16 protein-coding genes, 1 tRNA gene and 1 pseudogene are annotated in these 23,971 nt (G+C 59.6%); all 18 read left to right on the forward strand.

Going from position 1 to position 23,971, the window contains the following annotated elements; translation table 11 throughout:
* Window positions 1-106, forward strand: a pseudogene (locus tag D0B32_RS32010) (elongation factor Tu); the annotation flags it as partial.
* Window positions 107-170: 64 nt separating this feature from the next.
* Window positions 171-246 (forward strand) — tRNA-Trp (locus tag D0B32_RS32015).
* Window positions 247-281: 35 nt separating this feature from the next.
* The gene (secE, locus tag D0B32_RS32020) at window positions 282-662 is read left to right on the forward strand and encodes a preprotein translocase subunit SecE (protein WP_074262716.1); all 381 of its coding nucleotides are present in this window, start codon (window positions 282-284) and stop codon (window positions 660-662) included.
* 1 nt (window position 663) lies between these two features.
* The gene (gene nusG, locus D0B32_RS32025; protein ID WP_007180147.1) at window positions 664-1,221 is read left to right on the forward strand and encodes a transcription termination/antitermination protein NusG; all 558 of its coding nucleotides are present in this window, start codon (window positions 664-666) and stop codon (window positions 1,219-1,221) included.
* Between the two features lie 160 nt (window positions 1,222-1,381).
* Window positions 1,382-1,813, forward strand: coding sequence for a 50S ribosomal protein L11 (rplK, locus tag D0B32_RS32030; protein ID WP_074262715.1), 432 nt, complete (start codon window positions 1,382-1,384; stop codon window positions 1,811-1,813).
* Window positions 1,814-2,512: a 50S ribosomal protein L1 gene (rplA, locus tag D0B32_RS32035; RefSeq protein WP_117338495.1), complete on the forward strand. Its 699-nt coding sequence runs from the start codon at window positions 1,814-1,816 to the stop codon at window positions 2,510-2,512.
* A 302-nt stretch (window positions 2,513-2,814) separates the two neighbouring features.
* A complete protein-coding gene (gene rplJ / locus D0B32_RS32040; protein ID WP_007180144.1) occupies window positions 2,815-3,318 on the forward strand; it encodes a 50S ribosomal protein L10 in 504 nt (167 codons plus the stop codon).
* 63 nt (window positions 3,319-3,381) lie between these two features.
* Complete coding sequence (gene rplL / locus D0B32_RS32045) at window positions 3,382-3,759, forward strand: 50S ribosomal protein L7/L12 (RefSeq protein WP_117338497.1); 378 nt, start codon at window positions 3,382-3,384, stop codon at window positions 3,757-3,759.
* Window positions 3,760-4,128: 369 nt separating this feature from the next.
* Window positions 4,129-8,235 carry a DNA-directed RNA polymerase subunit beta gene (rpoB, locus tag D0B32_RS32050; protein WP_117338499.1) on the forward strand — a complete coding sequence of 1,369 codons (4,107 nt, stop codon included), beginning with the start codon at window positions 4,129-4,131 and terminating at the stop codon, window positions 8,233-8,235.
* Between the two features lie 21 nt (window positions 8,236-8,256).
* On the forward strand, window positions 8,257-12,495 hold the full coding sequence (gene rpoC / locus D0B32_RS32055) for a DNA-directed RNA polymerase subunit beta' (protein WP_117338501.1): 4,239 nt from the start codon (window positions 8,257-8,259) through the stop codon (window positions 12,493-12,495).
* 363 nt (window positions 12,496-12,858) lie between these two features.
* Window positions 12,859-14,148, forward strand: coding sequence for an MASE1 domain-containing protein (locus D0B32_RS32060; RefSeq protein ID WP_117338503.1), 1,290 nt, complete (start codon window positions 12,859-12,861; stop codon window positions 14,146-14,148).
* A 20-nt stretch (window positions 14,149-14,168) separates the two neighbouring features.
* Entirely contained in the window at window positions 14,169-15,719 is a 1,551-nt protein-coding gene (locus tag D0B32_RS32065; protein ID WP_259295233.1) for an acyl-CoA-binding protein, read from the forward strand.
* A 19-nt stretch (window positions 15,720-15,738) separates the two neighbouring features.
* Window positions 15,739-18,024 (forward strand): patatin-like phospholipase family protein, encoded by a 2,286-nt coding sequence (locus tag D0B32_RS32070; protein WP_259295234.1) that lies wholly within the window; start codon window positions 15,739-15,741, stop codon window positions 18,022-18,024.
* Window positions 18,025-18,168: 144 nt separating this feature from the next.
* On the forward strand, window positions 18,169-20,016 hold the full coding sequence (gene recQ / locus D0B32_RS32075) for a DNA helicase RecQ (protein ID WP_117338507.1): 1,848 nt from the start codon (window positions 18,169-18,171) through the stop codon (window positions 20,014-20,016).
* Between the two features lie 230 nt (window positions 20,017-20,246).
* Window positions 20,247-20,627: a 30S ribosomal protein S12 gene (gene rpsL, locus D0B32_RS32085; RefSeq protein ID WP_035935550.1), complete on the forward strand. Its 381-nt coding sequence runs from the start codon at window positions 20,247-20,249 to the stop codon at window positions 20,625-20,627.
* A 179-nt stretch (window positions 20,628-20,806) separates the two neighbouring features.
* Complete coding sequence (gene rpsG / locus D0B32_RS32090; RefSeq protein WP_006053291.1) at window positions 20,807-21,277, forward strand: 30S ribosomal protein S7; 471 nt, start codon at window positions 20,807-20,809, stop codon at window positions 21,275-21,277.
* A 130-nt stretch (window positions 21,278-21,407) separates the two neighbouring features.
* On the forward strand, window positions 21,408-23,510 hold the full coding sequence (gene fusA, locus D0B32_RS32095) for an elongation factor G (RefSeq protein WP_117338509.1): 2,103 nt from the start codon (window positions 21,408-21,410) through the stop codon (window positions 23,508-23,510).
* A gap of 47 nt (window positions 23,511-23,557) precedes the next feature.
* A partial coding sequence (locus D0B32_RS32100) for a GTP-binding protein (protein ID WP_117338511.1) occupies window positions 23,558-23,971 on the forward strand: 414 nt, incomplete at its 3' end.

Below are 23,971 nucleotides of genomic sequence, written 5' to 3' on the forward strand. Positions count from 1 at the left end.
GGTGAAGCTGATCAACCCGATCGCGATGGAAGAAGGTCTGCGCTTCGCCATCCGTGAAGGTGGCCGTACTGTCGGCGCCGGTGTCGTTGCAAAGATCCTCGAGTAAGCCAGCCAGTGCTCGTTGATTAGAAGTTTCGGGGTTGGCGATGTCGTCAACCCCAAAATGGTTTAGGGGTATAGCTCAACTGGCAGAGCGTCGGTCTCCAAAACCGAAGGTTGGGGGTTCGATTCCCTCTGCCCCTGCCAACTCTCGCGCCGTATGTGGCGCTCGTTAAGGTGTTATGGCGAATCCTTCCGTCGAAACTGTAAATACTTCCGGCGACAAGCTGATGGTCGCGGCGGGCGTATTGCTGGTCTTGGCCGGGTTCGTGGGGTTCTTCTGGCTCGGTAGCCAGGAATGGTACGTCCGCGGAGCTGCCTTGGCTGTTGGCGTCATCGCGGGTGTCGCAGTCGGACTTCTCTCCGCGCCCGGTAAGGGTTTCATCGCATTCGCCAAGGACTCGTACAAGGAAGTCCGCAAGGTTGTGTGGCCGACTCGTAAAGAGGCGACGCAAACAACTCTCGTGGTGTTCGCGTTTGTGTTCATCATGGCGGTATTTCTGTGGATTTGCGACAAATCCATTGAATGGGCGATTTTCTCGGCGATTCTGGGTTGGAAATGATATGAGCGATACTCCGGCATCCCCGAGTGGAAAACGTTGGTACGTCGTGCACGCCTACTCCGGCATGGAGAAGAGCGTGCAACGTGCGCTTCAGGAGCGCATCGAACGTGCTGGCATGCAAGACCAGTTTGGCCAGATCCTGGTGCCGACTGAAGAAGTGGTGGAAGTTAAAGGCGGTCACAAGTCGGTGACCGAGCGTCGTTTCTTCCCCGGCTACGTGCTGGTGGAAATGGAAATGACTGACGAGACGTGGCACCTCGTGAAGAACACGGCCAAGGTGACGGGTTTCGTGGGCGGCGCGCGCAATCGCCCGAGCCCGATCTCCCCGCGGGAAGTCGAAAAGATCATGTCGCAGATGCAGGAAGGCGTTGAGAAACCGCGCCCGAAGACCCTGTTCGAAGTCGGCGAAATGGTTCGCGTGAAGGATGGTCCGTTCACGGACTTCAACGGTAGCGTCGAAGAAGTGAATTACGAAAAATCGCGCGTCCGGGTGTCTGTCACCATCTTTGGGCGTGCGACACCGGTCGAACTCGAATTCGGTCAGGTCGAGAAGTTGTAAATCAGATTTTTGCGGGACGCGCCACTCAGTGCGTTCCGCGTTTCGCGCTTACGGTCCGCGTAATGACCGTTGAGGAGCGCCAGTAGCCTATCGGCGAACGCGCGCTACTACTCACTGAACACCAAGTCTGTTTGATCGGTGTTCCAACGAGGTTTTCAAAATGGCAAAGAAAATCATCGGCTTTATCAAGCTGCAGATTCCTGCAGGTAAAGCCAACCCGTCGCCCCCGGTCGGTCCGGCTCTGGGTCAGCGCGGTCTGAATATCATGGAGTTCTGCAAGGCGTTTAACGCGCAGACTCAAGCAATGGAACCGGGTCTGCCGATTCCGGTCGTGATCACCGCCTTCGCGGACAAGAGCTTCACGTTTGTTCTGAAGACGCCGCCGGCTACGGTCCTGATCAAGAAGGCAGCGAAGATCGACAAGGGTTCGGCCAAGCCGCACACCGACAAGGTCGGCAAGATCACCCGCGCTCAAGCTGAAGACATCGCCAAGGCCAAGATGCCCGATCTGACGGCAGCTGACCTGGATGCAGCGGTCCGTACGATCGCTGGTAGCGCCCGCTCGATGGGCATCACCGTGGAGGGCGTGTAAATGGCTAAGCTTTCGAAGCGTCTGCAAGCATTTGCAAACAAGGTTGATCGCCAGAAGTTGTACGCGATCGACGAAGCGCTGTCGCTCGTGAAAGAGTGCGCAAGCGCCAAGTTCGACGAATCGATCGACGTTTCCGTCCAACTCGGCATTGATGCGAAGAAGTCGGACCAAGTGGTTCGTGGCTCGGTCGTGCTGCCGGCTGGTACCGGTAAGTCGGTCCGCGTTGCCGTGTTTGCTCAAGGCGAAAAGGCCGAGCAGGCTCGTGCAGCTGGCGCCGAAATCGTCGGTATGGAAGACCTGGCTGAACAAGTCAAGGCAGGCAACCTGAACTTCGACATCGTGATCGCGTCGCCGGACACGATGCGCGTTGTCGGTACGCTCGGTCAGATCCTCGGCCCGCGCGGCCTGATGCCGAACCCGAAGGTCGGCACCGTGACGCCGGACGTCGCAACGGCTGTGAAGAACGCCAAGGCTGGTCAGGTGCAATTCCGTGTCGACAAGGCCGGTATCATTCACGCCACCATCGGCCGCGCTTCGTTTGAGCCGACGGCTCTGCGCAGCAACCTGAACGCTCTGGTCGACGCGCTGCAAAAGGCGAAGCCGGCAACGAGCAAGGGTGTGTACCTGCGTAAGGTTGCGCTGTCGAGCACGATGGGCGTGGGTGTCCGCGTCGATCAAGCAACGATCGCAGCACAGTAAGAAAATTCATCGTCTCGATGTGAGTCGAGGCGGTTTTAAGGGCTTTGGGCGGTCGCCGGATAGCAGTTTGCATTGGGCGGCCGGTTGTCAAAGACCGTTGGCGGGAAAGCAGCAGGTAGGCGGCCCCTTAATGTCAAGCCAACGCAGATGGCGAACCCGAAAAGGTTTTGTAGTGATGAAACCGTTGGTTGTCCGCAGCAATGTGGTCAACGGGCGGTCGAAATACTCCTGACTGGTCGGACGCCGTTGTTGAACGCGATGTACAAGGCGCACGCCGCGTACATCGAATCTGGAGGTTAACCGTGCCACTCAATAAAGAAAGCAAGCAGGCCGTCGTCGCTGAGGTTGCCGCGCAAGTCGCGAAAGCCCAGACCGTCGTTCTTGCTGAGTATCGTGGAATCGCGGTTGGCGATCTGACCAAGCTGCGCGCGAAAGCGCGTGAGCAACAGGTTTACCTTCGTGTGTTGAAAAACACGCTGGCGCGTCGCGCTGTCGAAGGTACCCCGTTTGCTCCGCTGGCAGAGCAGATGACTGGTCCTCTGATCTACGGCATCTCGGAAGATGCAATTGCTGCTGCCAAGGTCGTCAACGACTTCGGCAAAACCAATGACAAGTTGATCATCAAGGCCGGTTCCTACGAAGGCAAGGTGATGGACAAGGCTGGCGTGCAAGCGCTGGCAAACATCCCGAGCCGCGAAGAACTGCTCTCCAAGCTGTTGTACGTTATGCAAGCACCTGTTTCTGGCTTCGCGCGCGCTCTGGCCGCGCTGGCTGAAAAGAAGCAAGGCGAAGAAACCGCTGCGTAACGCACTTCAGCCGAGCGTGATTGATCGCTGGCTGTATCCGAATTCAATTTAGGAGTATTTCAAATGGCAATCGCAAAAGAAGACATCCTCGAAGCGGTAAGCTCGATGTCGGTTCTGGAACTGAACGAGCTGGTTAAGGCGTTCGAAGAAAAGTTTGGCGTGTCGGCAGCTGCAGTCGCAGTGGCAGGCCCGGCAGGCGCAGGCGGCGGCGCTGCTGCAGCTGAAGAGCAAACCGAATTCACGGTCAACCTGACGGAAGTCGGCGCGAACAAGGTTTCGGTTATTAAGGCTGTTCGTGAACTGACGGGTCTCGGCCTGAAGGAAGCGAAGGACCTGGTCGACGGTGCACCGAAGCCTGTTAAGGAAGCGGTACCGAAGGCTGCTGCTGAAGAAGCCAAGAAGAAGCTGGAAGAAGCCGGCGCGAAAGCTGAAATCAAGTAAGTTTCAGCGCGCTGTGCGAAGGCTGGCGGTTTTGCACCGCCGGCCTTTTTGTGCTTTGTGGGCGCTACGTTTTTGCAGGTCCGTATCAGCAAAAACGTAGTCCCAGAAGCCAAAGAAAATCGCCTATCGGCAACATTGACTGGCGCTTCTCTTTGTCTTCTGAAGCGACTGCAGAAGGCAAGTTTGGTCGGGTAGCGGGCAACATAGGCATCCGCTGCCGTCAGCCAGCGGTTGGTAGAGGCCAACCACCAAGCTTCTAGGCTCGTTCAAGCCATCGGACGGCCATCGGGTCTCAGTCGGTGAACACTCGGGTTGTCTCATCAAGGTATCCTGCCTCGACAACAATGCCCGCCGTGATTCGGAGATCGTATGCAATATTCCTTCACCGAGAAGAAGCGTATTCGCAAGAGTTTCGCGAAACGCCCCATCGTTCACCAAGTACCTTTCCTGCTGGCTACCCAGCTTGAATCATTCAGCACGTTTCTGCAAGCCGACACGTCTTCGACGCAACGCAAGCCGGAAGGCCTGCAAGCGGCGTTTACGTCCGTTTTCCCCATCGTTTCTCACAACGGTTTCGCGCGTCTCGAGTTCGTTAGCTACATGCTCTCGCCGCCGGCATTCAACATCAAGGAATGTCAGCAGCGCGGTTTGACGTACTGCTCGGCACTGCGCGCGAAAGTGCGCCTGGTGCTGCTCGACAAGGAATCGCCGAGCAAGCCGGTCGTCAAGGAAGTCAAGGAACAGGAAGTGTACATGGGCGAAATTCCGCTCATGACGCCGACGGGTTCGTTCGTCATCAACGGTACGGAACGTGTGATCGTTTCGCAGTTGCACCGCTCGCCTGGCGTGTTCTTCGAACACGACAAGGGCAAGACGCATAGCTCGGGCAAGCTGCTGTTCTCGGCACGTATCATCCCCTACCGTGGTTCGTGGCTCGACTTCGAATTCGATCCGAAGGACGTGCTGTATTTCCGCGTCGACCGCCGCCGCAAGATGCCGGTCACGATCCTGCTCAAGGCCATCGGCCTGACGCCGGAACAGATCCTCGCAAACTTCTTCGTGTTCGACAATTTCACGCTGATGCCGGAAGGCGCGCAGATGGAATTCGTGCCGGAGCGTCTGCGTGGTGAAGTCGCACGCTTCGACATTTCGGACCGTGACGGCAACGTGATCGTCCAGAAGGACAAGCGGATCAACGCCAAGCACATTCGCGACCTCGAAAACGCGAAGACCAAGTTCATCTCGGTTCCGGAAGACTATTTGCTCGGCCGCGTGCTGGCAAAGAACGTCGTTGACGGCGATACCGGTGAAGTCATCGCTAACGCGAACGACGAAATCACCGAAACCGTTCTCGAGAAGCTGCGCGAAGCGAAGATCAAGGACATCCAGACGCTCTACACGAACGATCTGGATCAAGGTCCGTACATCTCGTCGACGCTGCGTATCGACGAAACCGCGGACAAGATGGCCGCGCGCATCGCAATCTACCGCATGATGCGCCCGGGCGAACCGCCGACCGAAGAAGCGGTCGAGGCGCTGTTCAACCGTCTGTTCTACAGCGAAGACGCATACGACCTGTCCAAGGTAGGTCGTATGAAGTTCAATCGTCGCGTGGGTCGCGACGAGATCATCGGACCGATGACGCTGCAAGACGACGACATCCTCGCCACGATCAAGATCCTGGTCGAGCTGCGTAACGGCAAGGGCGAAGTGGACGACATCGACCACTTGGGCAATCGTCGCGTGCGTTGCGTCGGCGAACTCGCTGAAAACCAGTTCCGTGCCGGTCTCGTGCGTGTCGAACGTGCCGTGAAGGAACGTCTGGGGCAGGCTGAAAGCGAAAACCTGATGCCGCACGACCTGATCAACTCGAAGCCGATTTCCTCGGCGATTCGCGAGTTCTTCGGTTCGTCGCAGTTGTCGCAGTTTATGGACCAGACCAACCCGCTGTCGGAAATCACCCACAAGCGCCGTGTTTCGGCTCTTGGCCCGGGCGGTCTGACGCGAGAGCGCGCTGGCTTTGAAGTCCGCGACGTGCACCCGACCCACTATGGCCGTGTGTGCCCGATTGAAACGCCGGAAGGTCCGAACATCGGCCTGATCAACTCGCTCGCTCTGTACGCGCACCTGAACGAATACGGCTTCCTCGAAACGCCGTATCGCAAGGTCGTGGACAGCAAGGTCACGGATCAGATCGACTATCTGTCGGCAATTGAAGAAGGCCGTTACGTGATCGCTCAGGCGAACGCGGCGGTGGCTGCTGACGGCTCGCTGACCGACGAACTGGTGTCGTCGCGTGAAGCAGGCGAAACGCTGATGGTTACGCCGGACCGCATCCAGTACATGGACGTGGCGCCGTCGCAGATCGTCTCCGTGGCTGCTTCGCTGATTCCGTTCCTCGAGCACGATGACGCGAACCGCGCATTGATGGGTTCGAACATGCAGCGTCAGGCTGTGCCGTGTCTGCGTCCTGAAAAGGCCGTGGTCGGTACCGGCATCGAACGTACGGTGGCAGTCGACTCGGGTACGACGGTTCAGGCATTCCGTGGCGGCGTGGTGGATTACGTCGACGCAGGCCGTATGGTGATTCGCGTGAATGACGACGAAGCCGCTGCTGGCGACGTCGGCGTGGACATCTACAACCTGATCAAGTACACGCGTTCGAACCAGAACACGAACATCAACCAGCGCCCGATCGTGAAGGTCGGCGACATCGTGTCGCGTGGCGACGTGCTGGCTGACGGCGCATCGACCGACCTCGGCGAACTGGCTCTCGGCCAGAACATGCTGGTCGCGTTCATGCCGTGGAACGGCTACAACTTCGAAGACTCGATCTTGATCTCGGAAAAGGTGGTTGCTGATGACCGCTACACCTCGATCCATATCGAAGAACTGAACGTCGTGGCTCGCGACACGAAGCTCGGACCGGAAGAAATCACGCGCGACATCTCGAACCTGGCTGAAGTGCAACTCGGCCGTCTCGACGAGTCGGGCATCGTCTACATCGGCGCTGAAGTCGAAGCAGGCGACGTGCTGGTCGGCAAGGTCACGCCGAAGGGCGAAACCCAGCTGACGCCGGAAGAAAAGCTGCTGCGCGCGATCTTCGGTGAGAAGGCTTCGGACGTGAAGGATACGTCGCTGCGCGTGCCGTCGGGCATGAGCGGCACGGTCATCGACGTGCAAGTGTTCACGCGTGAAGGCATCCAGCGCGACAAGCGTGCGCAACAGATCATCGACGATGAACTGAAGCGCTATCGCCTCGACCTGAACGACCAGTTGCGTATCGTGGAAGGCGACGCGTTCCAGCGTCTCGCACGTATGCTCGACGGCAAGGTCGCGAACGGTGGCCCGAAGAAGCTGGCGAAGGGCACCAAGATCGATCAGGCTTACCTGCAAGATCTGGATCACTACCACTGGTTCGACATCCGCCTCGCGGACGAAGAAGCAGCGGCACAGCTCGAAGCCATCAAGGACTCGATCGAACAGAAGCGTCACCAGTTCGACCTGGCGTTCGAAGAGAAGCGCAAGAAGCTCACGCAAGGCGACGAACTGCCGCCGGGCGTGCTGAAGATGGTCAAGGTGTATCTGGCAGTCAAGCGCCGCCTGCAGCCTGGCGACAAGATGGCCGGCCGTCACGGTAACAAGGGTGTGGTGTCGAAGATCGTTCCGATCGAAGACATGCCGTACATGGCCGATGGCCGTCCGGCTGACGTCGTGCTGAATCCGCTCGGCGTGCCGTCGCGGATGAACGTGGGTCAGGTTCTCGAAGTGCATCTGGGTTGGGCCGCGAAGGGTCTCGGCTGGCGTATCGGCGAAATGCTGCAGCGTCAGGCGAAGATCGAAGAACTGCGCGAATTCCTGACCAAGATCTACAACGAGTCGGGCCGCGCTGAAGAGCTGGAAAGCTTCACGGACGACGAGATCGTCGAACTGGCGAAGAACCTGCGCGAAGGCGTTCCGTTTGCTACGCCGGTGTTCGACGGTGCGACGGAAGAAGAAATGTCGCGCGCGCTGGATCTGGCGTTCCCGGACGACATCGCGAAGAACCTCGGCATGACGCCGTCGAAGAACCAGGTTCGCCTGTACGACGGCCGCACGGGCGAGATGTTCGAGCGTACGGTCACGGTCGGCTACATGCACTACCTGAAACTGCACCACTTGGTCGACGACAAGATGCACGCGCGTTCCACGGGCCCGTACTCGCTCGTGACGCAGCAGCCGTTGGGCGGTAAGGCGCAGTTTGGTGGCCAGCGTTTCGGTGAGATGGAAGTGTGGGCGCTCGAAGCGTACGGCGCATCGTACGTGCTGCAGGAAATGCTGACGGTGAAGTCGGACGACGTGACTGGCCGGACCAAGGTCTATGAGAACCTGGTCAAGGGCGATCACGTGATCGATGCAGGCATGCCGGAATCCTTCAACGTGTTGGTGAAGGAAATCCGCTCGCTCGGTATTGATATCGACCTCGACCGCAACTAATCGGACTACGGAGAGAAGGCAATGAAAGCTCTGCTCGATCTATTCAAGCAAGTCCAACAAGAAGAAGTTTTTGACGCAATCAAGATCGGTCTGGCCTCGCCGGACAAGATCCGTTCGTGGTCGTTCGGTGAAGTGAAGAAGCCGGAAACCATCAACTACCGGACGTTCAAGCCGGAACGTGATGGTCTGTTCTGCGCGAAGATTTTCGGGCCGATCAAGGACTACGAATGCCTGTGCGGCAAGTACAAGCGCCTGAAGCACCGTGGTGTGATCTGCGAAAAGTGCGGCGTTGAAGTCACGCTGGCGAAGGTGCGTCGTGAACGGATGGGCCACATCGAACTGGCCTCGCCGGTCGCGCACATCTGGTTCCTGAAGTCGCTGCCGTCGCGTCTGGGCATGGTGCTCGACATGACGCTGCGCGACATCGAACGCGTGCTGTACTTCGAAGCATATGTGGTGATCGATCCGGGCATGACGCCGCTGAAAGCGCGGCAGATCATGACCGAAGAGGATTACTACAACAAGGTCGAAGAGTACGGTGACGAATTCCGCGCCGAGATGGGCGCGGAAGGCGTGCGCGAACTGCTGCGCGCGATCAACATCGACGAACAGGTCGAGATGCTCCGTACCGAACTCAAGAACACGGGTTCGGAAGCGAAGATCAAGAAGTACGCGAAGCGCCTGAAGGTGCTCGAGGCTTTCCAGCGTTCGGGCATCAAGCCTGACTGGATGGTGCTCGAAGTGCTGCCGGTGCTGCCGCCGGAACTGCGTCCGCTGGTGCCGCTGGACGGTGGCCGTTTCGCGACGTCGGACCTGAACGACCTGTATCGCCGCGTGATCAACCGTAACAACCGGTTGAAGCGTCTGCTCGAACTGAAGGCGCCTGAGATCATCGTCCGCAACGAAAAGCGGATGCTGCAGGAAGCCGTCGACTCGCTGCTGGATAACGGTCGTCGTGGTAAGGCCATGACCGGCGCGAACAAGCGTCCGCTGAAGTCGCTCGCTGACATGATCAAGGGTAAGGGCGGTCGTTTCCGTCAGAACTTGCTCGGTAAGCGCGTCGACTACTCGGGCCGTTCGGTGATCGTGGTCGGCCCGACGCTCAAGCTGCATCAGTGCGGTCTGCCGAAGCTGATGGCGCTCGAACTGTTCAAGCCGTTCATCTTCAACAAGCTCGAAGTGATGGGTGTCGCTACCACCATCAAGGCTGCGAAGAAGGAAGTCGAGAACCAGACGCCGGTGGTGTGGGACATCCTCGAAGAGGTGATCCGCGAACATCCGGTCATGTTGAACCGTGCGCCGACGCTGCACCGTCTTGGCATTCAGGCGTTCGAGCCGGTGCTGATCGAAGGTAAGGCAATCCAACTGCACCCGCTCGTTTGCGCGGCGTTCAACGCCGACTTCGACGGTGACCAGATGGCTGTGCACGTGCCGCTGTCGCTCGAAGCGCAGATGGAAGCGCGTACGTTGATGCTAGCGTCGAACAACGTCCTGTTCCCGGCCAACGGCGATCCGTCGATCGTGCCGTCGCAGGATATCGTGCTCGGTCTGTACTACGCGACCCGTGAAGCAGTGAACGGCAAGGGCGAAGGCCTGACGTTCACGGGCGTCTCGGAAGCGCTGCGTGCATACGAGAACAAGGAAGTCGAGCTGGCCTCGCGCGTCAACGTGCGGATCACGGAAATGGTCCACAACGAAGACAAGTCGGAAGGCGCGCCGGCGTTCGTGCCGAAGATCACGCTGTACGCAACGACCGTGGGCCGTGCAATCCTGTCGGAAATCCTGCCGCCGGGCCTGCCGTTCTCGGTGCTGAACAAACCGCTGAAGAAGAAGGAAATCTCGCGCCTCATCAACACCGCGTTCCGCAAGTGCGGTCTGCGTGAAACGGTGATTTTCGCCGACCAGTTGATGCAGTCGGGCTTCCGTCTGGCAACGCGCGCTGGTATCTCGATCTGCGTGGACGACATGCTCGTGCCGCCGCAGAAGGAAACCATCGTCGGCGACGCCGCGAAGAAGGTGAAGGAATACGACCGTCAGTACATGTCGGGTCTCGTCACTTCGCAAGAGCGCTACAACAACGTGGTCGACATCTGGTCGGCAACGTCGGAAGCGGTCGGCAAGGCGATGATGGAACAGCTCTCGACGGAGCCGGTGGTCGATCGCGACGGCAACGAAACGCGTCAAGAGTCGTTCAACTCCATCTACATGATGGCCGACTCGGGCGCGCGTGGTTCCGCAGTTCAGATTCGTCAGCTGGCCGGTATGCGTGGCCTGATGGCGAAGCCGGACGGCTCGATCATCGAGACGCCGATTACGGCGAACTTCCGCGAAGGCCTGAACGTGTTGCAGTACTTCATCTCGACCCACGGTGCACGTAAGGGTCTGGCTGATACGGCACTGAAGACGGCAAACTCGGGTTACCTGACGCGTCGTCTCGTTGACGTGACGCAGGATCTGGTGGTGGTCGAAGACGATTGCGGTACGTCGAACGGCGTCGCCATGAAGGCGTTGGTCGAAGGCGGTGAAGTCGTCGAAGCGCTGCGTGACCGTATCCTCGGTCGTGTGGCGGTGGCGGACGTCGTCAATCCGGAATCGCAGGAAACGCTGTACGAAGCAGGCACGTTGCTCGACGAAGACGCGGTCGAAGAAATCGAACGCCTCGGCATCGACGAAGTGCGCGTGCGTACGCCGCTCACCTGCGAAACGCGTTACGGTCTGTGCGCAGCCTGCTACGGCCGCGACCTGGGCCGCGGCTCGTCGGTCAACGTTGGCGAAGCAGTGGGCGTGATCGCTGCACAGTCGATCGGTGAGCCGGGCACGCAGCTTACGATGCGTACGTTCCACATCGGTGGCGCGGCATCGCGTGCGGCAGTGGCTTCGTCGGTTGAAGCCAAGTCGAACGGTACGGTCCGTTTCACGTCGACGATGCGTTACGTGACGAATGCGAAGGGCGAGCAGATCGTCATCTCGCGTTCGGGCGAAGCAATGATCACCGACGACCACGGTCGTGAGCGTGAACGTCACAAGGTGCCATACGGCGCGACGCTGTTGCAACTGGACGGCGCGCAGATCAAGGCCGGCACGCAACTGGCCACGTGGGATCCGATGACGCGTCCGATCATCACCGAGTACGGTGGTACGGTGAAGTTCGAAAACGTCGAAGAAGGCGTGACGGTTGCCAAGCAGATCGACGATGTGACGGGTCTCTCAACGCTGGTCGTGATCGACGTGAAGCGCCGTGGTTCGCAGGCTTCGAAGACGGTGCGTCCGCAGGTCAAACTGCTCGACGCGAGCGGCGAAGAAGTCAAGATCCCGAACACCGAGCACTCGGTGCAGATCGGCTTCCAGGTCGGCGCTCTGATCACCGTGAAGGACGGTCAGCAGGTGCAGGTGGGTGAGGTGCTCGCACGTATCCCGACTGAATCGCAGAAGACGCGTGACATTACCGGCGGTCTGCCGCGTGTGGCGGAACTGTTCGAAGCACGTTCGCCGAAGGACGCAGGTATCCTGGCGGAAGTCACGGGTACGACGTCGTTTGGTAAGGACACGAAGGGCAAGCAGCGTCTCGTTATCACGGACCTCGAGGGCAACCAGCACGAGTTCCTGATCGCGAAGGAAAAGCAGGTTCTGGTACACGATGGTCAGGTCGTCAACAAGGGCGAAATGATCGTGGACGGGCCGGCGGATCCGCACGACATCCTGCGTCTGCAGGGCGTCGAAGCGCTGTCGCGTTACATCGTGGACGAAGTGCAGGACGTGTACCGTCTGCAAGGCGTGAAGATCAACGACAAGCACATTGAAGTGATTGTTCGTCAGATGCTGCGCCGTGTGCAGATTACGGACAACGGCGATACGCGTTTCATCCCGGGCGAACAGGTCGAGCGGTCGGATATGCTCGACGAGAACGACCGTATGATCGCGGAAGACAAGCGTCCGGCAACGTACGAAAACGTGTTGCTCGGTATCACGAAGGCGTCGCTGTCGACCGACTCGTTCATCTCTGCGGCATCGTTCCAGGAAACGACCCGCGTGTTGACCGAAGCGGCGATTATGGGCAAGCGCGACGACCTGCGTGGTCTGAAGGAAAACGTGATCGTCGGCCGTCTGATTCCGGCCGGTACGGGTCTCGCGTTCCACAAGGCACGCAAGAGCAAGGAACTGTCCGACCGCGAGCGTTTCGATCAGATCGCAGCGGAAGAGTCGTTCGAATTCGGTACGCCGGAAACCCCGGCTGCTGAACAGCAACACTCCAACGAGTAAGTTCGGGCGGCGCAAGCCGCTTCAAATCACCCGCTCGCAAAGCCGCCCAGTTTCGACTGGGCGGCTTTTTTTTCGCATTGAAGTCGACGCGCCATTGTTGCGCGGCTGTTCGCCTTGACCTCAGCGACACCGGACCATCGCGCCGGCCGTCTCCCCACAAGACTGAGTTTTCCTCCCAGCACTTGAGGACGTTTCCGCGCGTTGCTTCGGATTCCTCTGGTACTTCCTCTCGGCATAGCTATTTAGCATTTGGCTCGGCTCTCCGGGCGTGCAGGCAGACATACAACGACGCGCACCGGATTTTGACAATCCGAAGTGCGTCAGCTTGCCAGGCTGCCGCATTCGCTCCGCTGCAGTGGCCGAATGAACTCCAAAACTCGAAAGTTGCGTCTCGCAGACGCCTCGCTGTGGCTCGTCCTGTATGTTGCCGCTGGCGCGGTCTCAGGGCAGTTCAACGTCCCCAGTCTTGCTCTCGCCCCGTCCGTCTGGTTCCCCGCGGGCGTGAGCCTCGCAGCCATGCTGCTATGCGCGCCCGCGTCGTGGGCGTCGCTTGCACTTATCTTCTCGCTGGGCCAAATCGTCCTGTCGCATCTTGGCGGGCGCGACCTCGTCGCTTCCGTTGTGCTTGGTGCGCTCGCTGGCGTTGGTCCCATCGTGGCCGCATGGACGGTGAGGCTGGCCGGAGCTCAGCTCGAGGGAATGCATCTCATACGAAGCGTAGTTCTGGCTGCGCTCATCAGTTCCGTAATTCTCGGCGGGGGCGGCGCGGCCTATTTTGCGTTCGTCAAACATACGCCGTTCCTGCAGCCCATGGGTCACTGGGGCGCGGCAATCTTCGTGGGCATTTGCATCACGACGCCATTGCTGATCGTCTGGGCACAGTTCCGAACGGCTCGCTCGGTCGACCGCAACCTGGCAGACACGGCCACCGGTGGGTTGGCCTTCGTGGGTTTGATCGGCCTGTCTCTCTGGCTGTTTAGCGAAAGCGCGAGCGAGAGCCTCGGAGCATTTGTCGGCGCGTGTCTTCTGTATTTGCCCATGTTCTGCGTGGTGATCGTTGCGATCGTGTACGGAGCGCGGGGCGGCACGGTGGCCGTGTTGAGTCTCGCGCTGATTTGCCTTGCGCAGACATCTCATGGAGCAGGGCCATTCGCATCACTCGCCGTGAGCCCGAGCGAGTATCTGTTTCAGGCGCAACTGTATCTAGGCGTGAGCGCCATCCTGGTACTGACAGTACACGCACTTCAATTCGAACGCGGGCGTGCGCTCGTGCAAGCGGAGCGGGCCCGTGTCCGTCTGGAACTTGCGCTGGCGGGCGGCGGACTTGTCACGTATTGCATCGACCCGCATACAGCCGCGTTCGAATGGACCGGCGATCTGGAGCGTGTCGTAGGGAATACGGCCAGCCGCCTTTCGACGGTCGATCAAGCGCTCGCGCTCGTCCATCCTCTCGATCGCGATCGTCTACGCCAACACTGGGCGAGTGACGTTCCCGCTGCCGGGGCGCTCCTTGATCCGTTGCACTTCCGCTTAGCCGATCCCAACAGGGAAGGGCGATGGATCAGCCTGACCGACGTTGGCTCGGCCTTGCCTGATTCAGACGGAAGCGTCGCACTGGTTGCCGGCGTCTGGCGCCGCGTTGCTGAGCAGTGAGGCGAGCCATGAGTACAGGCATGGCAGCTTTACTGATTCATGGTCTCGGTGGAACGCAGTTCGACCTCGGGTCGATGCACAAGCGCTTGCAGCGTTGCGGCATCGAAACGCATTCGTTGACGTTGCCCGGGCATGGCGTTTCACCGGATGCGTTGAACGATGTGCGCGCTGAACACTGGATTGACGCGGTCACGCAAAAATACCGCGAGCTCGTGGACCAATACGACCAGGTTCACGTGGTCGGCATGTGCATGGGCGCGTTGCTTGCCGCAATCCTGTGTGCCCGCGAACGACACACCAAGGGGCGGCTCGTGACGCTGGCGCCGCCGGTCTTTCTCGACGGCTGGAGCACGCCCTGGTATCGCGCGGCGCGCCATTTGCTGTACTACGTGCCGTTGCTGCCCGCGCGCATGAAAGTTGAGGAAGGCGAGCCTTACGGCATTAAAAACGCATTGGTGCGCAACATCGTCAAGGCGAAGGTTGAGCGCGGCGACAATTTTCATTACCGCTGGGTGCCGCTTACCTGCATTCGCGAAGTGGACCGCCTGCGTGCCATCGTTTTGCAGGAAGCGTCGCAGATACGCTGCCCTGTGCTCGTTCTGCATTCACGTGAAGACGAGTTGACGAGTCTGAAGTCCGCCGAGTTCATCGAGCGCGCTGTGCCCGACGCTCGTGTCGTCGTGCTCGAGAACAGTTACCACTTGATTTGTATCGACAACGATCGCGAGCAGGTTGCGAACAGCCTGCTGGCGTTCATCGGCGCCACGCCAACCGCGAAGACTGCGGTCGCACCGGTTGCACGCTGTACGCCGGAAGAAGCGAGAGCACTCGTCGAGCGTTACATCGAGGCGCTGCGCGAGCAGCGGTACGAGGATCTGTTCGCGCTGTTTTCATGGACAGTCCGTTGGGACCAACGAGGTGAGAACCCGCTCGCCCGTGTCTATCCGGATCGAAACGCCCTCATCGAGCTTTTCTCCTGTTTCATGAGCTGGTCGGACGGCACGTTCGCCGCCGCGGCCGCGGGTACACCCGAGTTTCTCGACGATACGGCCACCCTGCCTGTTAGATCGAGAGCGACGGCTGCCGGGCAAAGCCTGTCGGTCACGGGCACGCTCGCCTTCATGTTTGGCGACCAGCGGATTCAGGCGGTTACCTACCGACCAGATGAGCCTGCCACGGAGGATGCCTTCTGGCGTGCTGCGGCAGCCGCACATCAACCGGCAGCCAACACCGGAAGCGAGCTTCCGGTTGGTGGTGCGGTGCGCCCGGACGTGTTGCAGAACGAGACGTTGGATAAAGCTTCGCCTGAAAGCGCAGCGCTCAACGACGCGTTCGAGAAGGCTGTCAAGGATGCCACTAGGCTAGCCGCGCGCCCCTCGAACAGCGACGCATTGCGACTCTATGCGCTTTACAAGCAGAGCCGCTCCGGAGATGCCGCCGGCGAGCGCCCGCCGCTGACGCAGATCGTTGCGCGCGCCAAGTACGACGCGTGGACGCAACTGCGCGGCACGTCCCGCGACATTGCGATGCAACGTTATGTTGCCATCGTGAGCGAACTGACGGGGCGGTAGCGTGATTTGCAAATGGATCATGCGGATTGCGTTCGCCATGATCCTCGGAATATCCGTTGCGTACGCGAGCACCAGTGTGCCGCCGGCATTCGAGGGCCATCAGCCTGCCTCCAGCACTACGCGGCCCAGGATCTGCCTCGTGCTGTCGGGCGGCGGTGCGCGGGGATACGCGCACATCGGTGTACTCAAGGAACTGGAACGTCTGCATGTGCCGATCGATTGCATCGCAGGTACGAGCATGGGTGCGGTCATTGGCGGGCTGTATGCGAGTGGTATGCGCGCCACCGAGATTGAAGCTGCGCTCGCTGGGATCGATCTCACGGACGTCGCTTTCGACCGAAGCGCGCGCCACGAGAAGCCGGAGGCGGTTCGAAGCGATGAGATGCGCTATCCGCTTGGCTTGCCGCTTGGTTTCGGCGACGGCCGGATCAAGACGGCAACCGGACTCGTATATGGCAAACAATTGCTTGCCCTGTTGCAAGCCAACACGAGCCGCTTGCCGGGGGACGTCGATTTCGACAACTTGCCCGTCCCGTTTCGCGCAGTAGCCACGGACCTTGAAACAGGTCAGATGGTGGTGCTGAGACGTGGCTCGCTACCGCTCGCAATTCGGGCGAGCATGGCAGTCCCTGGTTTATTCGCGCCAGTTCCGCTCGATGGCCGTACTCTCGTGGATGGCGGTGTGGTGCGCAACCTGCCGGTTGATATCGCCCGAGAGATGGGGGCCGATATCGTGATTGCGGTCAATATCGGCACGCCGCTCAGACGTGCGGGCGAACTCACGTCGATGGCGGGCGTCACGCAGCAGATGGTCGGCATGCTCATCGGTCAGAACGTGCGCATACAAAAGGCCTCCTTGCGCCCGTCGGACATTTTGCTCGAACCGGATCTCGGAGATCTGTCGTTCACGGACTTCGCGGGAGCAAACAAGGGGATCGCCGCCGGCGCGGGCGCCGTCGAGCGCGATTCGACCCAATTCGCCGCGTTGTCAGTTCCGCCGGAAATCTACGCAACATGGCTGGCCAATCGCAATGAACAGGCTTTCCTGCCGCCCGATACTCACGTCGATCGCGTTGAAGTCACGACCGTCGGCCCCGTCCCTGCGGCGCGGGTCGCGCAGGCCCTGCATACCCGACCGGGTGACGCGTACGATGCCGCGGTAATCGGCCGGGATCTCCAGTCGCTGGACAATTCAGACGATTTCCAGAGTGTGTCGCAGACTTTCACCGGGCCGCTGGGCGATCGCGTTTTGAAAGTGGAGGCTGACTCAAAGAGTTGGGGACCCAACTTCCTGCTGTTCGGCCTTGGACTATCGAGCAACTTCAGTGGCGATGGCGACTTCACTTTGCGGATCGGCCATCGCCGCCCCTGGCTCACTCAAAGCGGGCTGTCATGGCGTAACGACATCGTGCTCGGCAGTCGCGACCTGTACTGGCGCACCGAATTACGTCAGCCGCTCTTCTCTCTGGACGGGATATACATTGGCCCTTATGCATCGATCAAACGCAGTCAGGCCAACGTCTATAACGACGACGCTGACGTTGACGCGCAACCTGTTGCGATTTACCGGCAGCAGGAGTTGCGCGCCGGGGTCGCGATCGGGATGCCGCTGGGGAAGCTTGGAGAGGTGCGAGCGGAGGCGGCGCAGGTGCATACCTCAAACGTCGCATCGACCTCGTCGCTGTTTGTAGACCCGACCAATACTTCTGATATCGGGACTTTTGCGTTGCCCTCGTTTTCGACCACTCAAACGGTCATCCGCGTCGAGGCGAAAGTCGACCAACTGGATCAAGTGGTGTTTCCGCGGCACGGTTACTTCGTGGACGGGTACGCGGAGATGGCGCTGGATCAGTCAGAAGGCAAATACAACACGGCACAGATTCGTTCGTTGTGGGCAACGAGCTACGGGGTACATAGCGTAAATGTGGCGCTGGAGGCCGGCGGGCAGTTCGGCCACCTCAGCGACGACGGACCGTATAACTTCACGCTGGGCGGATTCCAGCACCTGGCCGCGTACGCGCCGCAGCAATTCAGCGGCAACTACGTGCTGTATGGGCGCGTCACGTATCTGGGCCAGCTCAAGCACCTTGAATCAGGGCCCATGCGGGACCTATTTATCGGCACCAGTCTCGAGGCGGGCAATGTCTGGAGCACGTCAAAGGGATTCGGCAGAGGACCCTGGCGATCCAGTGCGAGCGTATTTCTCGGCATGACCACATCGCTGGGGCCGCTATATCTGGGCGTCGCCGCAGCGCCCGCAGGTGTGCACGAGGTCTACTTCCAGCTCGGCAACCAGTTCTGGTGATTGTTGGGTGATGGCACGGGCGCGGCAGGCCGCAGAGAGCGCGGTATCTAGGCCGTTCGGCTAAATGCGCACTTATTCGAGTGGTCGCGGCTGATGCATTGGTAAAATTCGTGTCACCGGCATTACGCTGCTCCTCTGAAATTCATGTCCCGTCCGCTCGAAATCCTTAACGAAGTATTCGGTTATCCCGCGTTCCGAGGGCAGCAAGGCGAAATTGTCGAACACGTAGCTGGAGGCGGCGATTGCCTCGTACTCATGCCCACGGGCGGCGGCAAATCGCTGTGCTATCAGATTCCATCGCTGGTGCGACGGGAAGCGGGTCTCGGCGCTGGCATTGTCGTGTCACCGCTTATTGCACTGATGCAGGACCAGGTCGCCGCGCTGAAGGAAGTGGGTGTGCGTGCGGCGTATCTGAATTCGACCTTGTCCGGACCCGAAGCAGCGGCCACCGAGCGGGCGCTGCGTGAAGGTGAGATTGACCTTCTCTACGTGGCGCCTGAGCGGTTGATGACCAACCGGTTTCAGGAATTGCTCGAACGCACCCGTATCGGTTTGTTTGCCATTGACGAAGCGCACTGCGTGTCGCAATGGGGGCACGACTTCCGGCCCGAATATATCCAGTTGTCGGTGCTGCACGAGCGTTTCCCGAACGTGCCGCGCATTGCGCTGACCGCGACCGCGGACGCCATCACCCGTGACGAAATCATTCACCGGCTGGCGCTGGATGACGCGCGCGTTTTCGTATCCAGTTTCGATCGCCCGAATATCCGCTACCGCATTGTCGAGAAGGACAATGCGCGTACCCAGTTGCTCGACTTCATTCGTGCCGAACACACGCGTCCGGACGGCACGACGGACGCCGGCGTGGTGTATTGCCTGTCGCGCCGAAAGGTCGAAGAGACTGCGGAGTGGTTAAAAGAGAAGGGCATGCGGGCGCTGCCTTACCACGCAGGTATGGAGTTCGAAATCCGCCAGAAGCATCAGGAGATGTTTCAGCGCGAGGAAGGCGTGGTGATGTGCGCGACCATTGCGTTCGGCATGGGCATCGACAAGCCGGATGTTCGTTTTGTGGCCCACCTCGATTTGCCGAAGAGCGTCGAAGGCTACTACCAGGAAACCGGCCGTGCCGGACGCGACGGCATGCCGGCGAACGCCTGGATGGCGTACGGGCTCGGCGACGTCGTGCAGCAGCGCAAGATGATCGACGAGTCGGACGCCGACGATGCGCACAAGCGCGTGCAAACGGGCAAGCTCGACGCGCTGCTCGGCTTGTGCGAGGCCGCGACCTGCCGCCGCGTGCGTCTGCTGAACTACTTTGGTGAAACCAGCCAGCCGTGCGGGAATTGCGATACCTGCCTCGAGCCGCCCGACACCTGGGAGGCGACGCGCGAGGCGCAGATGGCGCTGTCATGCGTATTCCGTGCACAGCGGGCGAGCGGGTTTCACTTCGGCGCGGGCCACTTGATCGACATCTTGCGCGGCAATCGCAGCGAGAAGATCCTGCAGCGTGGCCATGAAAAGCTCACCACCTTCGGGATCGGCGCGACGCTCGGCGAACCCGAATGGCGCGCAATTTTCCGTCAACTGGTTGCTTTTGGTTATCTGACCGTCGATCACGAAGGTTTCGGTTCCCTCGTGCTCACCGAGACGAGCAAGCCTGTGCTCAAAGGCGAGCAAAGCGTCACCATGCGGCGCTACGTAAAACCGACCCGCACGCGCCAGTCTTCGGGCCGCACGACTGAACGCGCCGATCCGACCATTGGCATGGGGCCGCGTGAGCGGGCTCGCTGGGAGCGCCTGCGCGCCTGGCGCACCGAAACCGCCAAGAGCGACGGTGTGCCGGCGTATGTGATTTTCCACGACGCCACCTTGGCGGAGATTGCCCGCAACGGGCCGGGCTCGATCGAAGATCTGCGTCACATTCCGGGCATGGGAACGCGAAAGCTCGACCGGTTTGGGTGGGAACTCCTCGAAGTCGTCAGCGCCGACTAGGCAAATGGGGCAAATGGGGATAAGGCGGGGGCTTCGGCCAGTGCAAGCTATTGACGCGCTTAGCCTTTTCGGAATATTATGCTAGGTTCCGGTTCTTGGAATGTCGTTCGCTGGGTCGACTCGCTAGTCAACTCAGGCAGCGGCCAACCGCTCCGGAAGTTCGATGCGCAATCGTTTCTGCTTTGCCCAGAAAGATATGCGTCGATTTTGTTCAATTTCAGGAATAAACAATGCCAACCATCAATCAACTGGTTCGCAAAGGCCGCGCTTCGGAAACAGTGAAGAGCAAGAGCCCGGCTTTGCAGGACTGCCCCCAGCGTCGCGGCGTGTGCACCCGTGTGTACACCACGACGCCGAAGAAGCCGAACTCGGCACTTCGTAAGGTCGCCAAGGTGCGCCTGACGAACGGCTTCGAAGTCATTTCGTACATCGGTGGTGAAGGCCACAACCTGCAGGAACACTCGGTCGTGCTGATTCGCGGCGGTCGTGTGAAGGACTTGCCGGGTGTGCGTTACCACATGGTTCGTGGCTCGCTGGATACCCAGGGCGTCAAGGATCGTAAGCAAGCTCGTTCGAAGTACGGTGCGAAGCGCGCCAAGGCTGGCAAGTAATCAGCCGGTCAGTAGGTTCAGGTCGCCTGAAAAGGCGTATTAGCGGTGGTGCCGGAATCACCGGTGCTGTCGAGTAAGTGGTCACCCGACCAGGCTGGTAAGTCGTAAGAGATGAATCGGGTTAGTTGGTGGCCGCGGGGCTAGATCTAGCTCCAACTGAAAAAGTTAAAGGAAGAAACATGCCGCGTCGTCGCGAAGTCCCCAAGCGGGAAGTGTTGCCGGATCCGAAGTTCGGTAACGTAGATGTAGCCAAGTTCATGAACGTGCTGATGCTCTCCGGCAAGAAGTCAGTTGCCGAGCGTATCGTGTACGGCGCTTTTGAACAGATCCAGACCAAGGGTGGCAAGGACCCGCTGGAAGTGTTCACGGTAGCGCTCAACAACGTGAAGCCGGTGGTCGAAGTGAAGAGCCGTCGCGTTGGTGGTGCGAACTATCAGGTTCCGGTCGAAGTGCGTCCGTCGCGTCGTATGGCATTGGCGATGCGTTGGTTGCGTGAGGCTGCGAAAAAGCGCAGCGAGAAGTCGATGGCCCTGCGTCTGGCAGGTGAACTCTCCGAAGCGGCTGAAGGCCGTGGCGGCGCGATGAAGAAGCGCGACGAAGTTCACCGGATGGCAGAAGCCAACAAGGCGTTCTCGCATTTCCGTTTCTAAGCTTCCCGACCCGGGTTGGCTGCAAAATCGGAAGATATTCCGGGCGGGTGCGCTTATCAGGCGCCTCGCCCGTTTGTGTTACGGCGCGATGGGTATTTCTCGCATCGCGTTATCCCCATAGAGGATCAAAGTGGCTCGCAAGACACCTATCGAGCGCTACCGCAATATCGGTATTAGCGCTCACATCGACGCCGGCAAAACGACGACGACCGAGCGCATTCTGTTTTACACCGGCGTGAACCACAAGATTGGTGAAGTTCACGACGGCGCCGCCACCATGGACTGGATGGAGCAGGAGCAGGAACGTGGTATTACCATCACGTCCGCTGCGACTACGGCCTTCTGGAAGGGCATGGCAGGCGATCGCGCTGAGCACCGCATCAACATCATCGACACCCCGGGTCACGTCGACTTCACGATTGAAGTTGAGCGCTCGATGCGCGTGCTTGACGGCGCGTGCATGGTGTACTGCGCAGTGGGCGGCGTGCAGCCGCAGTCGGAAACGGTGTGGCGCCAGGCTAACAAGTACAAGGTTCCCCGTCTCGCGTTCATCAACAAGATGGACCGTACCGGCGCGAACTTCTTCAAGGTCTACGACCAGCTCAAGCTGCGTCTGAAGGCGAACCCGGTTCCTGTCGTGGTGCCTATCGGCGCTGAAGAGAACTTCACGGGTGTCGTCGATCTGATGAAGATGAAGGCGATCATTTGGGACGAAGCGTCCCAGGGCACCAAGTTCTCGTACGAAGAAATTCCGGCAGAACTCGTTGATTCGTGCAATGAATGGCGCGAAAAGATGATCGAAGCCGCGGCTGAGTCGAGCGAAGAATTGATGAACAAGTACCTGGAAGAGGGCGAGCTCTCCGAAGAGGAAATCATCAAGGGTCTGCGCGACCGTACGATCGCTTGCGAAATCCAGCCGATGCTGTGCGGCACCGCGTTCAAGAACAAGGGCGTGCAACGGATGCTGGACGCCGTGCTCGACTTCCTGCCGTCGCCGATCGACATTCCGCCGGTTACGGGCGAACTCGAAAACGGTGAGAAGGGCGAACGCCGCGCTGCTGACGACGAAAAGTTCTCGGCACTGGCATTCAAGATCATGACCGACCCGTTCGTCGGCCAGCTGATCTTCTTCCGTGTGTATTCGGGTGTCGTGAATTCGGGTGACACGGTGCTGAACGCGACCAAGGACAAGAAGGAACGTCTGGGTCGTATTCTGCAGATGCACGCGAACCAGCGCGAAGAAATCAAGGAAGTGCGCGCCGGTGACATCGCTGCTGCAGTCGGCCTGAAAGACGCAACGACGGGTGATACGCTGTGCGATCCGCAAAGCCCGATCGTGCTGGAACGCATGATTTTCCCGGAGCCGGTGATTTCGCAGGCCGTTGAGCCGAAGACGAAGCCGGACCAGGAAAAGATGGGTCTCGCCCTGAACCGTCTGGCTCAGGAAGATCCGTCGTTCCGCGTGCAAACGGACGAAGAATCGGGTCAAACTATTATTTCGGGCATGGGCGAGCTCCACCTCGAAATTCTGGTTGACCGTATGAAGCGCGAATTCGGCGTGGAAGCAACGGTTGGCAAGCCGCAAGTGGCTTACCGCGAAACGATTCGTGGCAAGGCGGAAGACGTTGACGGCAAGTTCGTCAAGCAGTCGGGCGGTCGCGGTCAGTATGGCCACGCGGTCATCACGCTCGAGCCGAACGAGCAGGGTAAGGGTTACGAGTTCCTCGACGAGATCAAGGGCGGCGTGATTCCGCGTGAATACATTCCGGCAGTGGACAAGGGTATCCAGGAAACGCTGAAGTCGGGCGTGCTGGCAGGCTTCCCGGTCGTTGACGTGAAGGTTCACCTGACTTTCGGTTCGTACCACGACGTTGACTCGAACGAAAATGCGTTCCGCATGGCCGGTTCGATGGCGTTCAAGGAAGCAATGCGCAAGGCTCAACCGGTCATCCTCGAACCGATGATGGCAGTTGAAGTCGAAACGCCGGAAGATTACATGGGCAACGTGATGGGCGATCTGTCGGGTCGTCGCGGCATCGTCCAGGGCATGGACGACATGGTGGGTGGCGGCAAGATCGTCCGCGCCGAAGTGCCGCTGTCGGAAATGTTCGGCTACTCGACGTCGCTGCGTTCGCTGACCCAAGGTCGTGCAACGTACACGATGGAGTTCAAGCATTACGCAGAAGCACCGCGCAATGTGTCGGAAGCGATCATCAACGCGAAGTCGAAGTAAGCGCGCGGCAAGTCATTCAACGATTAACTTTTTGAAAGAAGAGAAACATGGCTAAAGGTAAATTCGAACGGACCAAGCCGCACGTGAACGTCGGCACGATCGGTCACGTTGACCACGGCAAGACCACGCTGACGGCAGCGATCACGACGGTTCTGACGCAGAAGTTTGGCGGCGAAGCGAAGGCGTATGACCAGATCGACGCAGCGCCGGAAGAAAAGGCGCGCGGCATCACGATCAACACCGCGCACGTCGAGTACGAAACGGCGAATCGCCACTATGCACACGTCGACTGCCCGGGCCACGCTGACTATGTGAAGAACATGATCACGGGCGCAGCGCAGATGGACGGCGCGATCCTGGTGTGCTCGGCCGCTGACGGCCCGATGCCGCAAACGCGTGAGCACATCCTGCTGGCGCGTCAGGTTGGCGTTCCGTACATCATCGTGTTCCTGAACAAGTGC

It is taken from the genome of Paraburkholderia sp. DHOC27, from assembly GCF_003429005.1.
GTDB lineage: Bacteria > Pseudomonadota > Gammaproteobacteria > Burkholderiales > Burkholderiaceae > Paraburkholderia.

Excerpts from the sequence above, each read along its gene's own strand:
- nusG (WP_007180147.1), top strand. The coding sequence starts at position 664 with ATGAGCGATACTCCGGCATCCCCGAGTGGAAAACGTTGGTACGTCGTG.
- rpsL (WP_035935550.1), top strand. The coding sequence starts at position 20,247 with ATGCCAACCATCAATCAACTGGTTCGCAAAGGCCGCGCTTCGGAAACA.
- secE (WP_074262716.1), top strand. The coding sequence starts at position 282 with ATGGCGAATCCTTCCGTCGAAACTGTAAATACTTCCGGCGACAAGCTG.
- rplA (WP_117338495.1), top strand. The coding sequence starts at position 1,814 with ATGGCTAAGCTTTCGAAGCGTCTGCAAGCATTTGCAAACAAGGTTGAT.
- rpsG (WP_006053291.1), top strand. The coding sequence starts at position 20,807 with ATGCCGCGTCGTCGCGAAGTCCCCAAGCGGGAAGTGTTGCCGGATCCG.
- D0B32_RS32065 (WP_259295233.1), top strand. The coding sequence starts at position 14,169 with ATGGCAGCTTTACTGATTCATGGTCTCGGTGGAACGCAGTTCGACCTC.
- D0B32_RS32060 (WP_117338503.1), top strand. The coding sequence starts at position 12,859 with ATGAACTCCAAAACTCGAAAGTTGCGTCTCGCAGACGCCTCGCTGTGG.
- recQ (WP_117338507.1), top strand. The coding sequence starts at position 18,169 with ATGTCCCGTCCGCTCGAAATCCTTAACGAAGTATTCGGTTATCCCGCG.
- rpoC (WP_117338501.1), top strand. The coding sequence starts at position 8,257 with ATGAAAGCTCTGCTCGATCTATTCAAGCAAGTCCAACAAGAAGAAGTT.
- rplK (WP_074262715.1), top strand. The coding sequence starts at position 1,382 with ATGGCAAAGAAAATCATCGGCTTTATCAAGCTGCAGATTCCTGCAGGT.
- rplL (WP_117338497.1), top strand. The coding sequence starts at position 3,382 with ATGGCAATCGCAAAAGAAGACATCCTCGAAGCGGTAAGCTCGATGTCG.
- rpoB (WP_117338499.1), top strand. The coding sequence starts at position 4,129 with ATGCAATATTCCTTCACCGAGAAGAAGCGTATTCGCAAGAGTTTCGCG.
- D0B32_RS32070 (WP_259295234.1), top strand. The coding sequence starts at position 15,739 with ATGCGGATTGCGTTCGCCATGATCCTCGGAATATCCGTTGCGTACGCG.